This window comes from Pseudoduganella sp. R-43 (assembly GCF_049913255.1).
Taxonomy (GTDB): Bacteria; Pseudomonadota; Gammaproteobacteria; order Burkholderiales; family Burkholderiaceae_D; genus Rugamonas.
Genome location: NZ_CP183988.1, coordinates 4,967,508 through 4,982,878, shown reverse-complemented (window position 1 = coordinate 4,982,878; position 15,371 = coordinate 4,967,508). Strand labels below are relative to the sequence as shown.

17 protein-coding genes are annotated in these 15,371 nt (G+C 60.7%); 8 read left to right on the top strand and 9 right to left on the bottom strand.

From position 1 onward, the window contains the following. Nucleotides 1-376: 376 nt before the first annotated feature. From ACN9M3_RS22620 to ilvC, 3 genes are read left to right on the top strand one after another with little or no spacing between them, the layout of a single operon-like run. Nucleotides 377-2,098, top strand: a complete 1,722-nt coding sequence (locus ACN9M3_RS22620) for an acetolactate synthase 3 catalytic subunit (RefSeq protein ID WP_426318697.1) — start codon at nt 377-379, stop codon at nt 2,096-2,098. A 2-nt stretch (nt 2,099-2,100) separates the two neighbouring features. Further along, nucleotides 2,101-2,592: an acetolactate synthase small subunit gene (gene ilvN, locus ACN9M3_RS22615; RefSeq protein WP_028104341.1), complete on the top strand. Its 492-nt coding sequence runs from the start codon at nt 2,101-2,103 to the stop codon at nt 2,590-2,592. A gap of 35 nt (nt 2,593-2,627) precedes the next feature. Further along, complete coding sequence (ilvC, locus tag ACN9M3_RS22610; protein ID WP_130311207.1) at nt 2,628-3,644, top strand: ketol-acid reductoisomerase; 1,017 nt, start codon at nt 2,628-2,630, stop codon at nt 3,642-3,644. Nucleotides 3,645-3,768: 124 nt separating this feature from the next. On the opposite strand, the gene ACN9M3_RS22605 is transcribed toward ilvC, so the two are convergent. Beyond that, on the bottom strand, nt 3,769-4,368 hold the full coding sequence (locus ACN9M3_RS22605; RefSeq protein ID WP_426318696.1) for a hypothetical protein: 600 nt from the start codon (nt 4,366-4,368) through the stop codon (nt 3,769-3,771). A 93-nt stretch (nt 4,369-4,461) separates the two neighbouring features. Next, nucleotides 4,462-6,084, bottom strand: a complete 1,623-nt coding sequence (locus ACN9M3_RS22600; protein WP_426318695.1) for an alkaline phosphatase family protein — start codon at nt 6,082-6,084, stop codon at nt 4,462-4,464. Between the two features lie 34 nt (nt 6,085-6,118). On the opposite strand from ACN9M3_RS22600, the gene ACN9M3_RS22595 reads away from it, so the two are divergent. From ACN9M3_RS22595 to ACN9M3_RS22575, 5 genes are all read left to right on the top strand, one after another. After that, entirely contained in the window at nt 6,119-6,784 is a 666-nt protein-coding gene (locus tag ACN9M3_RS22595; protein ID WP_426318694.1) for an SIMPL domain-containing protein, read from the top strand. Between the two features lie 45 nt (nt 6,785-6,829). Next, nucleotides 6,830-7,588 (top strand): SIMPL domain-containing protein, encoded by a 759-nt coding sequence (locus ACN9M3_RS22590; RefSeq protein WP_426318693.1) that lies wholly within the window; start codon nt 6,830-6,832, stop codon nt 7,586-7,588. Between the two features lie 71 nt (nt 7,589-7,659). Beyond that, complete coding sequence (pssA, locus tag ACN9M3_RS22585) at nt 7,660-8,505, top strand: CDP-diacylglycerol--serine O-phosphatidyltransferase (protein ID WP_426162895.1); 846 nt, start codon at nt 7,660-7,662, stop codon at nt 8,503-8,505. Between the two features lie 35 nt (nt 8,506-8,540). Then, the gene (locus ACN9M3_RS22580; RefSeq protein WP_426318692.1) at nt 8,541-10,082 is read left to right on the top strand and encodes a 2-isopropylmalate synthase; all 1,542 of its coding nucleotides are present in this window, start codon (nt 8,541-8,543) and stop codon (nt 10,080-10,082) included. A gap of 138 nt (nt 10,083-10,220) precedes the next feature. Further along, the gene (locus tag ACN9M3_RS22575; protein WP_426318691.1) at nt 10,221-10,862 is read left to right on the top strand and encodes a CatA-like O-acetyltransferase; all 642 of its coding nucleotides are present in this window, start codon (nt 10,221-10,223) and stop codon (nt 10,860-10,862) included. Here the strand turns inward: ACN9M3_RS22575 and ACN9M3_RS22570 are convergent. From ACN9M3_RS22570 to cyoC, 7 genes are all read right to left on the bottom strand, one after another. Next, a complete protein-coding gene (locus tag ACN9M3_RS22570; RefSeq protein ID WP_426318690.1) occupies nt 10,818-11,546 on the bottom strand; it encodes an alpha/beta hydrolase family esterase in 729 nt (242 codons plus the stop codon). The genes ACN9M3_RS22575 and ACN9M3_RS22570 overlap by 45 nt on opposite strands. 33 nt (nt 11,547-11,579) lie before the next feature. Continuing rightward, complete coding sequence (locus ACN9M3_RS22565) at nt 11,580-11,735, bottom strand: hypothetical protein (RefSeq protein WP_426318689.1); 156 nt, start codon at nt 11,733-11,735, stop codon at nt 11,580-11,582. An 86-nt stretch (nt 11,736-11,821) separates the two neighbouring features. Further along, nucleotides 11,822-12,358 carry a response regulator transcription factor gene (locus ACN9M3_RS22560; RefSeq protein WP_426318688.1) on the bottom strand — a complete coding sequence of 179 codons (537 nt, stop codon included), beginning with the start codon at nt 12,356-12,358 and terminating at the stop codon, nt 11,822-11,824. Nucleotides 12,359-12,368: 10 nt separating this feature from the next. Continuing rightward, entirely contained in the window at nt 12,369-13,652 is a 1,284-nt protein-coding gene (locus ACN9M3_RS22555) for an ATP-binding protein (RefSeq protein ID WP_426318687.1), read from the bottom strand. After that, nucleotides 13,649-14,374 carry an SURF1 family protein gene (locus ACN9M3_RS22550; protein WP_426318686.1) on the bottom strand — a complete coding sequence of 242 codons (726 nt, stop codon included), beginning with the start codon at nt 14,372-14,374 and terminating at the stop codon, nt 13,649-13,651. The genes ACN9M3_RS22555 and ACN9M3_RS22550 overlap by 4 nt, the downstream gene beginning before the upstream one ends. Further along, the gene (gene cyoD / locus ACN9M3_RS22545; protein ID WP_130311219.1) at nt 14,371-14,781 is read right to left on the bottom strand and encodes a cytochrome o ubiquinol oxidase subunit IV; all 411 of its coding nucleotides are present in this window, start codon (nt 14,779-14,781) and stop codon (nt 14,371-14,373) included. Before cyoD ends, ACN9M3_RS22550 begins: the two co-directional genes overlap by 4 nt. After that, complete coding sequence (gene cyoC, locus ACN9M3_RS22540; protein WP_426172271.1) at nt 14,778-15,362, bottom strand: cytochrome o ubiquinol oxidase subunit III; 585 nt, start codon at nt 15,360-15,362, stop codon at nt 14,778-14,780. The genes cyoD and cyoC overlap by 4 nt, the downstream gene beginning before the upstream one ends. Between the last annotated feature and the right edge of the window lie 9 nt (nt 15,363-15,371).

The window sequence follows — 15,371 nt, the reverse complement described above, 5'->3', positions numbered from 1 at the left end:
ATCCGGCATTTTAACAAAAAATGCAGAATATGCTTGACCAATATGGTGCAGCGCGGTAACGTTAAGGACGCTTTGCACACCACAAGGCTCCCCGGTTCTTCGGGACAGGCACACAAAGCCGTTCTGGAAAGCCAGCTTTCTATTGTCAGCAGTTTGCTCTAACCCGTGCCACAAGCGCGAGAGGTAGGCCAGAAACCGCTGCAAAACTCCGGCCAAACGAGTTGCGTTTAGCACCGGCTTGTACTCCAGCTACGCATGGGGGAAGGGTCAGTGTGACCGCAGAAAGAAGGGAAGCTGAGAGTCGTGCACGGTGTCGCCCACTTCGCTAGGCAAGAGCATCCGATCAATCTCCTATGGACCTTGAAAGGAATGTTTCATGAATACCGAAGCTCCCATCACGGGCGCCGAAATCGTTGTCCGCTGCCTCGCTGAGGAAGGCGTAGAACACGTTTTCGGATATCCCGGCGGCGCCGTTCTCTATATCTACGACGCCATCTTCAAGCAGGACAAATTCCAGCACATCCTCGTTCGCCATGAGCAGGCCGCCATCCATGCCGCCGATGCGTATTCGCGCAGCTCGAACAAAGTGGGCGTGGCGCTGGTCACTTCCGGACCTGGCGTCACCAACGCGGTGACCGGCCTGTCCACCGCATACATGGATTCCGTTCCGATGGTGGTGATCTCCGGCCAGGTGCCGAGCCACGCCATTGGCCAGGATGCGTTCCAGGAATGCGACACCGTCGGCATTACCCGCCCGGTGGTCAAGCACAACTTCCTGGTGAAGGACGTGAAAGACCTGGCGGAAACCATCAAGAAGGCTTTCTATATCGCCAAGACCGGCCGTCCAGGCCCGGTGCTGGTCGATATTCCAAAAGACATTTCGATGCACAAGCACGTGTACTCGTATCCGAAGGATATCGAGATGCGTTCCTACCGCCCGGTTGACAAAGGCCACGCCGGCCAGATCCGCAAGGCGCTGCAGCTGCTGCTGTCGGCAGAGCGTCCAATGATCTACGCCGGCGGCGGCGTGATCCTGGCGCATGCGTCGAATGAGCTGAACAAACTGGTTGATAAACTCGGCTTCCCGGTCACCAATACCCTGATGGGCCTTGGCGGTTCGCGCGCTTCCGACCCGTGCTTCGTCGGCATGCCCGGCATGCACGGCACCTACGAAGCCAACCTCGCGATGCAGAATTGCGACGTGCTGATTGCGATCGGCGCCCGCTTCGACGACCGCGTGATCGGCAATCCAAAGCACTTCAGCCAGAACCCGCGCAAGATCATCCACATCGACATCGACCCTTCGTCGATCTCGAAGCGCGTGAAAGTGGACATTCCTATCGTCGGCAACGTGAAGGACGTGCTGGTCGAATTGCTGTCGCAGCTGGAGGCGACCGAGCAGCGCCCGAACGCCGCCGCACTGAAAGACTGGTGGAAGCAGATCAACGAATGGCGCGGCCGCAAGTGCCTGGCCTACGCCACGTCCGACCTGGTGATCAAGCCGCAGCAAGTGGTCGAGTCACTGTTCGACATCACCAAGGGCGACGCCTATATCACCTCCGACGTCGGCCAGCACCAGATGTGGGCTGCGCAGTACTACAAGTTCGACAAACCGCGCCGCTGGATCAATTCCGGCGGCCTGGGCACCATGGGTGTCGGCCTGCCGTATGCCATGGGCGTGCAGATGGCCAATCCGGATGCGACTGTCGCCTGCATTACCGGCGAAGGCTCGATTCAGATGAATATCCAGGAACTGGCTACCTGCAAACAGTACCGCCTGACGCCGAAGATCATCCTGTTGAACAACCGCTTCCTGGGCATGGTTCGCCAGTGGCAGCAGATCGACTACGGTTCGCGCTACTCCGAGTCTTATATGGATTCGCTGCCGGACTTCGAGAAGCTGGCCGAGGCCTATGGCCACGTCGGCATGCGCATCGAAAAACCGGGTGACGTCGAAGGCGCGCTGAAAGAAGCGTTTGGCATGAAGGACCGCCTGGTCTTCATGAACTTCATTACCGACCAGAGTGAAAACGTGTGGCCGATGGTGAAAGCCGGCAAAGGCCTCTCCGAAATGCTGCTTGGCTCGGAGGACCTGTAATCATGCGACACATTATTTCTGTACTGCTCGAAAACGAAGCGGGTGCGCTGTCCCGCGTGGTGGGCCTGTTCTCCGCCCGCGGCTACAACATCGAAACGCTGACCGTTGCGCCGACCGAAGATGCGACCCTGTCGCGCATGACCATCGTGACCACTGGTTCCGATGACATCATCGAACAGATCACCAAGCACCTGAACCGCCTGATCGAAGTGGTGAAGGTGGTGGACCTGACCGAAGGCCAACACATTGAGCGCGAGCTGATGCTGATCAAGGTACGTGCAGTCGGCAAGGAGCGCGAAGAGATGAAGCGCACCGCCGACATCTTCCGCGGCCGCATCATCGACGTGACCGAAAAGACCTACACCATTGAGCTGACGGGCGCCAAGAGCAAGCTGGACGCCTTCATCGACGCGATCGACCGCGCCTCGATCCTGGAGACTGTCCGTACTGGCGGCTCCGGCATTGGCCGCGGCGAACGCATCCTCAAAGTTTAAACAATACGAACCGAATTCACACCCAAGGAATGACCATGAAAGTTTTCTACGACAAAGACGCTGACCTCTCCCTCATCAAAGGCAAGAACGTTGCCATCATCGGCTACGGCTCGCAAGGTCACGCGCACGCGCAGAACCTGACCGAATCCGGCGTGAACGTGACGGTCGGCTTGCGCAAGGGCGGCGCCTCCTGGAACAAGGTCGAAGCGGCTGGCCTGAAAGTGGCGGAAGTGAACGAAGCGGTGAAGAACGCCGACGTCGTGATGATCCTGCTGCCGGACGAGAACATCGCCCAGGTGTACAAGGAAAACGTCGAACCGAACATCAAGCAAGGCGGCGTTCTGGCCTTCGCCCACGGTTTCAACGTGCACTACGGCCAAGTCGTGCCGCGCGCCGACCTGGACGTGATCATGATCGCACCGAAGGCCCCAGGCCACACCGTGCGCGGCACCTACCGCCAGGGTGGCGGCGTGCCGCACCTGATCGCCGTGTACCAGGACAAATCCGGTTCCGCCCGCGACATCGCCCTGTCGTACGCATCGGCAAACGGCGGCGGCAAGGCCGGCATCATCGAAACCAACTTCCGTGAAGAGACCGAGACCGACCTGTTCGGCGAACAGGCCGTGCTTTGCGGCGGTACCGTGGAACTGATCAAGGCCGGTTTCGAAACCCTGGTGGAAGCAGGCTATGCGCCGGAGATGGCTTACTTCGAGTGCCTGCACGAACTGAAACTGATCGTGGACCTGATCTACGAAGGCGGCATCGCCAACATGAACTACTCGATCTCCAACAACGCGGAGTACGGCGAGTACGTGACTGGCCCGAAAGTGGTGACCTCGGCCACCAAGGAAGCCATGCGCCAGTGCCTGAAAGACATCCAGACCGGCGAATACGCCAAGAGCTTCATCCTCGAGAACAAGGCCGGCGCACCGACCCTGATCTCCCGCCGCCGCCTGACTTCCGAGCACCAGATCGAAGAAGTCGGCGCCAAGCTGCGCGCAATGATGCCTTGGATCGCCAAAAACAAACTGGTCGACCAGTCCAAGAACTGATTGTCCCTAGAAGCAAACTTCAACGGCCCCTCGGGGCCGTTTTTTTATGGCAAGTGCAGAGCCCGTGTCACACCGTGGGGTCAGACCCCAAGGTGTGACACGGGCTCTGCCGTTACTGCACGGATCACTTTCCTGCCGAAGCTACGTTGCTGCTCCCCGCGTCGCGAATAAAGCGGGCCAGTATATCGTCCATGGCCAGTTTGGTGGATTGCTGGACTGCGTTCTTCATCGCGAATGCGCCACCCCAGAACATCTTGCCTCCCTGCGTCTGTCCGTCAGCGTTGTAGACTTTGCGGAAGACCTCGCCCTTGGCATTGCGGATGCTGATCGCCAGCTCAATATGCGCGCCATGCTCTTCGAACGAATAGCGAAGCAGGTCAAATACGAGGGTATTCCCGGCGGCCGGCTTGTCATTGCCGGCCTTATTCAGGTTTCCAAGGGCGGCGACAACGTCGGAAGAACGCATGGTTGCGTCGAGCACCTTTCCGAATTCGACTACCCAGGTATTTGCATACCCACCCATCACACTTTTGAATTCGTAGTGATGGGCTTGTGTGGCGGGCGGCAGATAATATTTGTCAGCAACCTTCGCACTCGGCAAGGCGCCTGTGCGCGCATTGTTCCCTAAATAGGTACTGTAATCGTCGGCAACTGGGCGGTTAATTGAGCAACCGGTGGCCAATGCCAGGATGGCGGAAGCGAGGATGATGCGGCATGTCGACATATCTGCTCCGAAAAGGGAATGGACCCTCATTATAAAGGTCTGAAAAGAAGAAATGTCCACTTGGTTCCTGACCCTAGGCGGACATTTCTTGAATCACTTCAACGCTTCGGTGAGGACGCGGCCTTCGGCGCCGGCAGGCGGGCGCACGTTCAGCAGGTAGGCGAGGGTGGGGGCGATGTCGACGACTTCGGCATACTGTCCGTAGTGGCCGGATTTCACCCATGGCTTGCCCATCACGATCAATGGCACATTGGTGTCGTAGGCATACGGGGCGCCGTGGGTGGTGCCTTTGCCGGTCGAGAAGCCGAAGATCCAGTGCGGCTTGGCGACTACCATCAGGTCGCCGGAAATCTGGCGGTTCCAGGCGCGGCGCATCAGGGTTGCGACGCGGGTGCCGCCGACGGCGCCGCTTTCCATCTGGGTACGGGTGAACACATCCGCCATGCCAGGCTGCGACATCAGGAAACGTGCAGCGGCATTTTCAACATCCTCGCGCTTCAAACCTTTGGTCTCAATCTGCGCGTAGTCCAGGTGGATGTTCGGGATCGAGTAAACCGATACGCCCTTGTTCAAGCCGAACCTGGACGACAGGTGGGCGTTCAGGTCATCAACCAGCTTCTTGCCGTCGACGCGGTTGACGCCCGCCTTCTGGGTTTCATTGGCAAACTCCGGCGTGTTCGGGAACCCGTGGTCGGCAGTCAGCACCACCAGCACATTGTCCATGCCGATGCGCTTGTCGATGTACGTGAAGAAGTTGGACAGCATGCGGTCCAGGCGCATCAGGTGGTCGTGGGAGACCTTGCTCTCCGGCCCGTATTCATGGTTCGCTAGGTCGTGCGCGGAGAAGCTCACGCCCAGCAAGTCCGGCACGCCAGCCGGGTTCTTGCCCAGGTTTTCGCCCTCAATGGCAGCCTGCGCGAATTCTACGGTCAGTTCGTCGAGGAATGGCGATGCCTTCAGACGCTTGTAATAAGCGGCGTCGGTCTGGCCCGATTCGCTGGACAGCTGCAGGTTCGGCGCATCGCCGTAATCGCCCGCGTAAGCCGAATCAGCCAGCAGCGGCTTCCACTTCACGCCGTAATAGCGCTCTTGCGGCTTGCCGGCCTGGTACTTCTGCACCCACTGCGGGTGCTCTTTCATGTAGAAGGTAGAAGAAGCGAAATTGCCGCTTTCTTCCATGTACATATAGGCCGTGCCGGTCTTGCCGCCCAGGAGGATCGCGCCGCGGTCCTTGCCGGATACGGTGATCACCTTGGACTGCTGGCCAGTCGCGTATCGCAGCTGGTCGCCCAGCGTGTCGACGCGCAGGTTGGTCGGCGCGGTGCCGTCATGCGGATCGGTCTTCTCGTTGCCGATGTATTTGTAGTTCTGGTCCTCGGTGCAGTACATGCTGCCGCCATTGGCCGGGTTCACCCAGTTGTTGCCGATGATGCCGTGCTGGTAAGGATAGGCGCCGCTCAAGATGGCTGCATGGCCGACGGCGGTCACGGTGATGCCGTGCGCCTGGTGCGCATTGCTGAACCATGCGCCCTGATCGAGCAGGCGGCGGAAGCCGCCCTGGCCGAACTGGCTGGCGTAGCGCGTCACCTGCTCTTGCGGCAGGCCATCGACGGCCATCACGAGGACGAGTTTTGGTTGTGCTGGCTGTTTTGCCGGCGCTGCATAAGCGCCGAACGAGGCCGCCAGGGCCAGTGCGGGAATCAGGTGCTTTGCCATTTTCCTTGTTCATGTATGGAGTGGACGACACGTGATGATGCCACAGCCCGGTGTCAGGCAGATGACACTTTTGTATCAGTTTCAGTTACATTCGAGCTTCGATAAGGAAAACGCGTTGGTCACGGTGACTGTGATCGGCAGCGTCACCGCGCCTAACGATGAGGCGCAGCTCGTCTTCGGCTACGAAGAACAGGGCAAGGACAAGGCGGCGCTGGCGTCCAATGCCAACTTGCGGCTGAAGCAGGGCATCGCAGCGCTGAAAAAGGCCAACCCGAATGCGCGGCTATCGCTGGACAGCTACCGGACTTTCTCGGTCTACGACGAAGCACTTGCGCGTTCCCAGAAGCGCGATGCGCAGCAAATCGGATGGCGTGTCAGCCAGGAAGTGAGGCTTGTAACCGGCGATTTCGCCTCCTTGCCGGCTACGGTTGCCTCTACCCAGAAAGTCCTGGCGCTCAAGAGCGTCAATTTCGGGCTGAACGAGGAGACCACGAAAAAGCTGGAGCAGCGCCGTGTGGAAGCAGCCTATCGCAGCCTGGAAGAGCAGGTCGCCTTTATTGCGGGCGCGATGCGCCGCCCTGTTGCTGACGCGAAGTTGGAATCGCTCGACTTTGGCGCTTCGTCGGTGGACCGCAAAAGTACGCTTCAAGTAATCAGAGTGTTACAAACGCTCACGAACTACGACAATTTTGTGATTTGATTTCGGTTAAAGTGCGTCCATCGTCATCACGTAAGGAGAATAACAATGACCGTCCTGAAAGCTGTAGCCGCTGCCGCGCTGGCGATGGGTACCCAGGCTGCCATCGCACAATCCGTCCCGACCGCAGGCGCCACCGTCATCGTGCCTGCCTATGGTGAAGTCACTGCGCCGAACGACCAGGCTGTGGCCACGCTGGCGATCGAAGAGCAGGACAAGGACAAGGCTGCCGCAGCCTCGCGCGTGAACCAGAAGATCAAGCAAGGCCTGGAAATCCTGAAGAAGGAAGACCCGCAGGCCAAGCTGAAAACCCAGGGCTACTACACCTATCCGGTCTATCCGGAAGACCGTCCGCTGCCGCCGGGCGCCGCTGCCAAGCCGCGCCAGCCGACCGCATGGCGCGTTGGCCAGTATGTACAGATGACCACCACCAATATCGGCGTGCTGCCGAAGACCGTTGCCGCTGCACAGAAAGTGCTGACCCTGAACGGCCTGTCCTTCGGCCTGAGCCCTGCCGCTACCCGCAAGCTCGATGACGCCCGCATCGCGGCCACTTACAAGAACCTGAACGAGCGCATTGCTTCCATTGCCTCTGCCATGGGCCGTCCGGTAAGCGATGCGGTGCTCGACACCATCGACTACGAGGGTTCCGGCAATTACGGCGGCGGCCCTGCAGGTGCCCCGGCGCCCATGATGGCCCGCATGGCGGCGAAGGCAGAGATGGACCAGTCCGTGGCCGAGCCAAGCTTCGAGCCAGGCGAAACCACGCTGGAAATGCGCGTGGTCGGCAAGGTCAAGTTCAAGTAAGCCAAAGTTGCCACTTCCATACTGGGTGTCCTCTATAATAGGGGTCACCCTAGTATTAAAAATGGAAGAGTATGGCCAAATTCCCCCGCCGCCGGCCTAAGAATGCCGCCGGCAAGCAATCGCTGTTCAGCCGCTTCGCCCGCCGCAAGGGAGCCGATGGCCTCGACAGGCCGCGCTCGCGCGGCATCTACCTGCTGCCGAACGCCTTCACCACCGGTGCGCTGTTCTGCGGCTTCTTCGCCATCGTCATGGCCATGAACCAGCGCTTCGAACACGCCGCCTGGGCGATTTTCGTCGCCATGCTGCTGGACGGCCTGGATGGCCGTGTGGCACGCCTGACCAACACCCAGAGTGAATTCGGCGCCCAGTACGACTCGTTGTCGGACATGGTGTCCTTCGGCGCCGCTCCGGCGCTGGTGATCTATGAATTCGCATTGCGCGGCCTCGGTAAGCTGGGCTGGATCGCAGCCTTCGTCTACTGTGCCGGCGCTGCACTGCGCCTGGCCCGCTTCAACACCAATATCGAAGTGGTCGACAAGCGCTACTTCCAGGGCCTGCCTTCACCGGCTGCGGCCTCCCTGATCGCCGGCTTCGTCATGCTGCTGACCGACCTGGAAGTCGATGGCGTGCTGTATCCGTGGCAGGGCTGGGTGCTAGCGGTATTCGCTGGCCTGAGCATGGTGTCGAACGTGCCGTTCTACAGCTTCAAGGACATCAACTTCCGCAAGTCGGTACCGTTCCTGGCCGTGTTCCTGATCGCGATGTTCTTCGCCCTGATCTCGATCGATCCGCCGAAGGTGCTGTTCGTCCTGTTCGTGGCATATGGATTGTCAGGCTACGTGATTTACCTGACCCGCCTGTTCAAGGGCAACCCGGTCAAGCTGATCGAGAAAACCTCGCCAGAAGATAAATCGTAACGCCGCTGGGGCGGCAATTCAGAAGGAGCGACTCCATGAATAACCGCCTCATCATCTTCGATACAACCTTGCGCGACGGCGAGCAATCGCCGGGCGCGTCCATGACCCGCGAAGAGAAAGTGCGCATCGCCCGCCAGCTTGAAAAGCTGCGGGTCGACGTGATCGAGGCGGGTTTTGCCGCTGCTTCGCAGGGCGACTTTGAATCCATCCGTGCCATTGCCACAGCCGTTCGCGAGCCGATCGTCTGCTCCCTGGCGCGCGCCAATGACCGCGACCTGGCCCGCGCTGCGGAAGCGCTTGAGCCGGCGGAGCGCAAACGCATCCACACCTTCATCGCGACCTCGCCGCTGCATATGCAGATGAAGCTGCGCATGGAGCCGGAGCAGGTGCTGGAACAGGCCAGGCTTGCGATCCGCTTCGCGCGCACATTCACCGACGATATTGAATTCAGCCCGGAGGATGGCAGCCGTTCGGAAGAGGATTTCCTGTGCCGCGTGCTGGAAAACGTGATCGCGGAAGGCGCCACCACCATCAATTTCCCTGATACCGTGGGCTATGCCGTGCCGGAGCTGTACGGCGAGACGATCCGCCGGCTGCGCGAGCGCATTCCCAACTCGGACAAGGCTGTGTGGTCGGTCCATTGCCATAACGACCTTGGCTTGGCCGTGGCAAACTCGCTGGCAGGCGTGATGATTGGAGGTGCCAGGCAGGTTGAATGCACCATCAACGGCCTGGGTGAACGAGCCGGCAATACGGCGCTGGAAGAGGTGGTGATGGCGCTGCGCACGCGGGCCGGCTACTTCAACCTGGACTGCGGCATCGATACGACGCAGATCGTGCCGGCATCGAAGATGGTGTCGCAGATTACCGGCTTTGCCGTGCAGCCGAACAAGGCGGTCGTTGGCGCCAACGCGTTTGCCCATGCTTCCGGCATCCACCAGGACGGTATACTCAAGGCGCGCGAAACCTACGAAATCATGCGCGCCGAGGATGTGGGCTGGACGGCCAACAAGATCGTGCTGGGCAAGCTCTCCGGCCGCAACGCCTTCAAGCAGCGCTTGCAGGAGCTGGGCATCGAGCTCGATACCGAAGCCGAAGTGAACGCCGCCTTCACGCGCTTCAAGGAGCTGGCAGACCGCAAAGCTGAAATCTTTGACGAAGACATCATGGCGCTGGTGAGCGATGAAGAGGCTGCGTCCGGCGGCGAGCATTACCGCTTCGTTTCCCTGTCGCAGCGTTCGGAAACCGGCGAACTGCCGTTTGCGCGCGTCGTGTTTTCGATTGACGGCATCGAGCATGCCGCCGAAGGCACGGGCGACGGCCCGGTCGACGCCATGGTCAACGCCATTGAAAGCAAGGCCCAAAGCGGCGCGGAACTCGTGCTGTTCGCGATCAGCGGCATCAGCCCCGGAACCCAGTCGCAGGGGGAGGTGACCATGCGGCTGGCGCATTCGGGCCGCATCGTCAACGGCGTCGGCGCCGACCCGGATATCGTGGTTGCTTCCGCCAAAGCGTACCTTGCGGGCCTGAACAAGCTCCATTCCAAAATCGAACGACTCAACCCGCAAGCTATCTGACCCTATGAGCTTTCTTTCTCGCTTATTCCAGAACGGAACCTTAAGCGCATCAATCGCAAAGGAATATGCTTGGCAAATGTTAAGGACAGGCCGTTGAGTCCTCCATATGATGACCGACTCGCTGAGTGAGCTCTGAAAATGGATAAATTTGAATTTCGCCGCGATCGCTATGAGTCGTTTCGCCAATATGCCAACCCGCTGCTGAACCTGAGCGTCGTCGCCCGGTTGCCGGAGTTTCGCCATTATTGCAAGGAGCGGCAACTGCCGCCGTTCCATTTTCTCCTGTATTGCCTGTATATGAGCGTGAAGGATGTCGACAACTTCCTGTACCGCGAGTTCGAAGGAGAGGTGATCAAGATCGATGATTTTTACGGTGGTTACACGGTCATCAATCTTGACAACAACCTGAATTACGCGCGATTCGACATGTCGACCGACCGTGCCGAGTTCATCACCCGTAGCCTGGCGGCAGGCGTTGAGGCGCGTGCGACGCGTGAATTCATTAACACTGGCCGCGACCTGACGCCGCGCGAGCAGAAGAACAACGTCTACACCACCTGCATGCCATGGCTCGACATGCGCGCCATCGAACACCCGATCTATGAGTACACATCGGCCGATATTCCGTTAATTGCATGGGGGCGCTACAGTGAGCTGGGTGGCGACATGATGACGGTGCCATTCTGTGTCCAGGCGCATCATGGTTTCGTGGACGGCTACCACGTCCACCTGCTGCTACAGCGTCTCGGCGAACGTATTGCGCTCGAGACCAGCCTCTGAAGGCGGCTTGCGCCGCTTGTCCTTGAAGAAGGTCCAGGCTTCTTCCGCGATCTCGATGCCTGCGTTCTGGCGGCCGGGGAAACGGCTGAACAAGCCGGGATAGCGCTTCTTCCGGCTTGGTTCCGCGTGGCCGCCGCCGACGATCTTCAGGAGGCTGACCTGAACCTCTTCGGCTTGATTGCCCCATGTGTAACGGATTGCTCGGGTCGAATCGCCCTTCGTGGCTGCCAGGTGCTCGACGGCAGGCTCGCCCGCGAGCCGGGCCAATTTTCGCCAGACGGCGGCTGTGGCTTCCATGCCCAATGACGGTGCCGTGTACCACAGCGTAACGAATGACTTGCCGCCCGAGTACGGAATGAACGGGTCTCTTTCGCCGGCGACGATCAGGGCGGGGAGGGCCGTCTCCGGCATGGCGTAAGCCGCTCGCTGCGGCATCGCTGCCAGCACGGTCGCGAACGCGGCCAGTTTTTGCGGCAGTTCGGCGGCAATCCGGTAGGCCATCATGCCGCCCTTGGAAACGCCGATCACGTAGACCCGTTCCGGATCGGCGCCATCCTCGGCGATGGCGTGATCGATGACAGCGCCGATGAAGGCGACGTCGTCGCACTTGGGATTGCTCGCCACGTCGGCAAAACCGTCGTTCCATGCGCGTTGGCCGCGGCGCTTGATTCCGTCAGGCGCCACAACGACAACTTGCTCTCGTTCGGCGATTTCCAGTCAGACCGACAGTGGCGAAAAAGGAAATGCCTGGCCCATGACCTGTTCGGCAGAAGCACCGCTGCCATGCAGGACTACGACCAATGGACGCTTTTCGCCGGGGCGCGGGAGCGGTGCGGCTTTCAGGTAATGGCGCGGGCCCTCTGGCTGCATCATCTCGACCCGGGTCAGCGGAGCGACCGGGCCATCACTCAGGTTTGACCCGATGAAGAAGGAGTGCAAGAGTCGCGGAGACCCATGAGCTATTTCACCCGTTGCTTTTCGAGTTTGCGCGCCAGCGTGCGGCGATGCATGCCGAGCCGGCGGGCGGCTTCCGAGATGTTGAAACCGGTTTCCGCCAGCACCTGGTGAATGTGTTCCCACTCCAGCGTCTTGATGGAGGTGGAGCGGTTGGTCAGCTCGACCTCGGCCACGCCGGCAACATGCGAGAAGGCGGCTTCGATATCGTCTGTATTGGAAGGCTTGGCCAGGTATTGGCAGGCGCCCAGCTTGACCGCTTCGACAGCGGTAACGATGCTGGCGAAGCCGGTCAGCACCACGATCAGCATCTCAGGCGAGTGGGTGTGAAGCGCCTGCACGCAGGCGAGGCCGGAGGTGTTGCCTTCCAGCTTGAGGTCGACCACGGCGTGCGTCGGCGTGTGCTTTTGCAGCAGGGTGCCGACTTCTTCCAGGTTGGATGCTTTCAGCACGGTGTAGCCGCGCCGTTCGAACGAACGTGAAAGGGTGCGCGCGAAAGCGGGGTCGTCTTCCACGATCAGCAATAAGCGCTCTGTAGTCATCCTGCTTCTCCTATTCCAGGGCGATTGCCGACAGCGGCAGGCGCAGCTCGACCAGCGCGCCTTGTTCCAGATTACGTGCTTCGACGGTGCCGCCCAGCGTGCGAATGACATTCACGACCAGGAACAGTCCCAGCCCGCTGCCGGGCCGGCCCTTGCTCGACTGGTAGGGCTTGCCGAATTGCGCCAGCATCGCCGGCGCGAAGCCGGGACCGCGGTCGCTTACGGCCAGTTTCAGAACCTCGTCTTCCGCAGAAGCCTCGAGCTTGACCCATCGCGGCGAGGCTTCCAGCGCGTTATCGAGCAAATTGAAAATCGTCTGCTTGAGTGCCGATTCAAAGACAACCGGTAGGTCGCTCGGCAAGCGGTCATCGAACTCGAATGCCATCACCGGGCGGTTGCTGCGCCATTCGTCCAGCAGCTCGCCAAGGAAGGCGCGCAGCGTGGTCTTGGCAGACGATTCGCCACGCAGCTCGCCGGCCGACAGGAGGATGCCGGTGACGATGGTCTTGCAGCGCTGGAGCTGGGTTTGCATCTCTTCGATTTCTTCCTGCAGGATTGCATTCCCGGTAAATTCGGGCATGCGCTTCCAGTCGCCCAGCAGGACCGACATGGTTGCCATTGGCGTGCCCAGTTCATGGGCTGCGCCCGACGCCAGAAGGCCCATGCGCACGATATGGTCTTCCTCCGCAGCGCGCTGGCGCAGGTCGGCCAGGTGCGCGTCGCGTTCGCGCAGGTTGCCGGTGATGCGCTTGATCAGAATAACCAGCAGGCCGGCGTTCAGCAGGAAGCAGATAATCATGCCCACCACATACAGGTGGGCAAACGCGCTTTCATCCTCCAGCAGCAGGGGCAGGGGCTTGGAGAACAGGGCCAGGCCGCCCAGGCAGGCGCCGGTGATGCCGACAATGGTCCAGGCAGCCCAGGCGTCGAGCAGCACGGCCGACAGGATCACCTGCAGCAGGTAGAGGAAGGCGAAGGGATTGGTGGTGCCGCCGCTGAAATGCAGCTGCGCCGTCAGGCTGGCCACGTCGACCAGTAGCGCCAGGAGCATTTCGTTATTGGTGACGATCGGGTTTTCGTGCCAGCGCAAATGGCTGCCGATGTTGAAGGCGATCAGGCAGGCCAGCACCGTCAGCATCTGCGGCATCGGCAGGTTGAGGCCAAGGCCAAGGGTAACGCCAGCGATGGTCGTGATCTGGCCCAGTACCGCAATCCAGCGCAGCCGGATCAGGTACAGCATGTTTTTGTGGCCAGTAGTATCGCCGACGCCCGCCGCGAGGGACAAGGACATCATTCCGCCAGGTTCCGCCGTGTTTTCCGAGTGATTTGCCATGTTCGCCCGATGATCATCAACGCTAGAGCATACCAAGTTAATGCGTATACCAGATGATTATCACGGAAAGTGATCACGGTGAGGCCGCCGACGGGCTGCGCGGCCTGTGGGGCGGGGCTGGCGTCGGCATCGATGAAGTAGGGGGCGACCTGGGACAGGCCGCTGGCCGCGGCCATGGCTTGCACGTCGCGCGAATACCAGCGCTGGCCGGCAGGATCGTTCTTGCGCAGCAGGTCGCCGTCGGCCTGGCTCATGCGCAGCAGGCCGGTGACTTCGGCAGCAGCAGTGCCGGAGCCGACGCCCGTCTTGCGGTCGGCGACATAGCCGCGGTTGACGAATACGATGTCGCCAGCGGCGGTTTGCAGCGGCGTCATGACCCAGAAACCGGGGCCGAGCTGGGTGGATGCCTGCACCAGGGTGCTGCGATCGAGCAGCAGGGTGCCGGAAACTTGCACGTGCCGGTATTCGGCATTGTCGGCCGTGAGGGACGGCCATTCGGAAGGGGAGGGAGCTGCAACAGGAGCCGCGTGCGCCCGCTGGTTGACGCGGGCGATCAGCTCGTGCTTCCACTGCATGCGAAACAGCTGCCAGGTCCCGAGCGCCAGGAATACCGCACAGGCGAGCGAGATCCCGGCGGCCCAGAACAGGCGCGCCCGCGGGGAGGCGGTGCGCGCTTGGCTCAAGGCATGTCGTGCATTTGCTGCACGGAGGAGCTGCCGGCCGGACCCATGGACGGCATCATGTTGTGGTTCAGGTGGTACATGACCCAGATCGAGCCGGTCAGCACGATGACGACCAGGACGATGGTGAAGATCAGTGCCAGCAAGCTCCAGCCGCCTTCCGAACGCGAGTTCATGTGCAGGAAGTAGATCATGTGAACCACGATCTGCACTGCTGCGAAGCCGAGGATGACGAAGGCGGTGGTGCTCGAATCCTTGATCACGTGGCCCATGACGAGCCAGAACGGAATCGCGGTCAGGATCACCGACAGGATGAAGCCGATCGCATAGCTTTTCAGGCTGCCGTGGTCATGGCCGTCGCCGTGCGCGCCGTGGCCATGGCCGTGTTCGTGGTCGTGGTGTGCGCTCATGGCAGGACTCCCATCAGGTAGACAAAGGTGAAGACGCCGATCCAGATCACGTCCAGGAAGTGCCAGAACATCGACAGGCACATCAGGCGGCGGGTGTTGGCTTCGGTCAGGCCGTGGCGGTTCAGCTGGACCATCAGGGTAACGAGCCAGATCACGCCGAAGGTCACGTGCAGGCCGTGGGTGCCGACCAGCGCGAAGAACGAGGTCAGGAACGCGCTGCGCTGCGGGCCGGCGCCTTCATGGATCAGGTGAACGAACTCGAACATTTCCAGGCTGAGGAAGCCCAGGCCGAACAGGCCGGTGACCGCCAGCCACGCCAGGGTGGTGCCCAGCTTGGCGCGCTGGGACGCCAGCATGGCGAAGCCGTAAGTGATCGACGACAGCAGCAGGAAGCCGGTGTTCAGGGCCACCAGCGGCAGGTCGAACAGCTCGGCGCCGGACGGGCCGCCCGCAAAGTTGCGGCCCAGGACAGCGTAAGCGATGAACAGGACGGCGAAGATCAGGCAATCGCTCATCAGGTAAATCCAGAAGCCCAGCAGGGTGCCGTTCTCCGGGTGGTGTTCACGGACGTGGAACGGCATGTCGTCCTG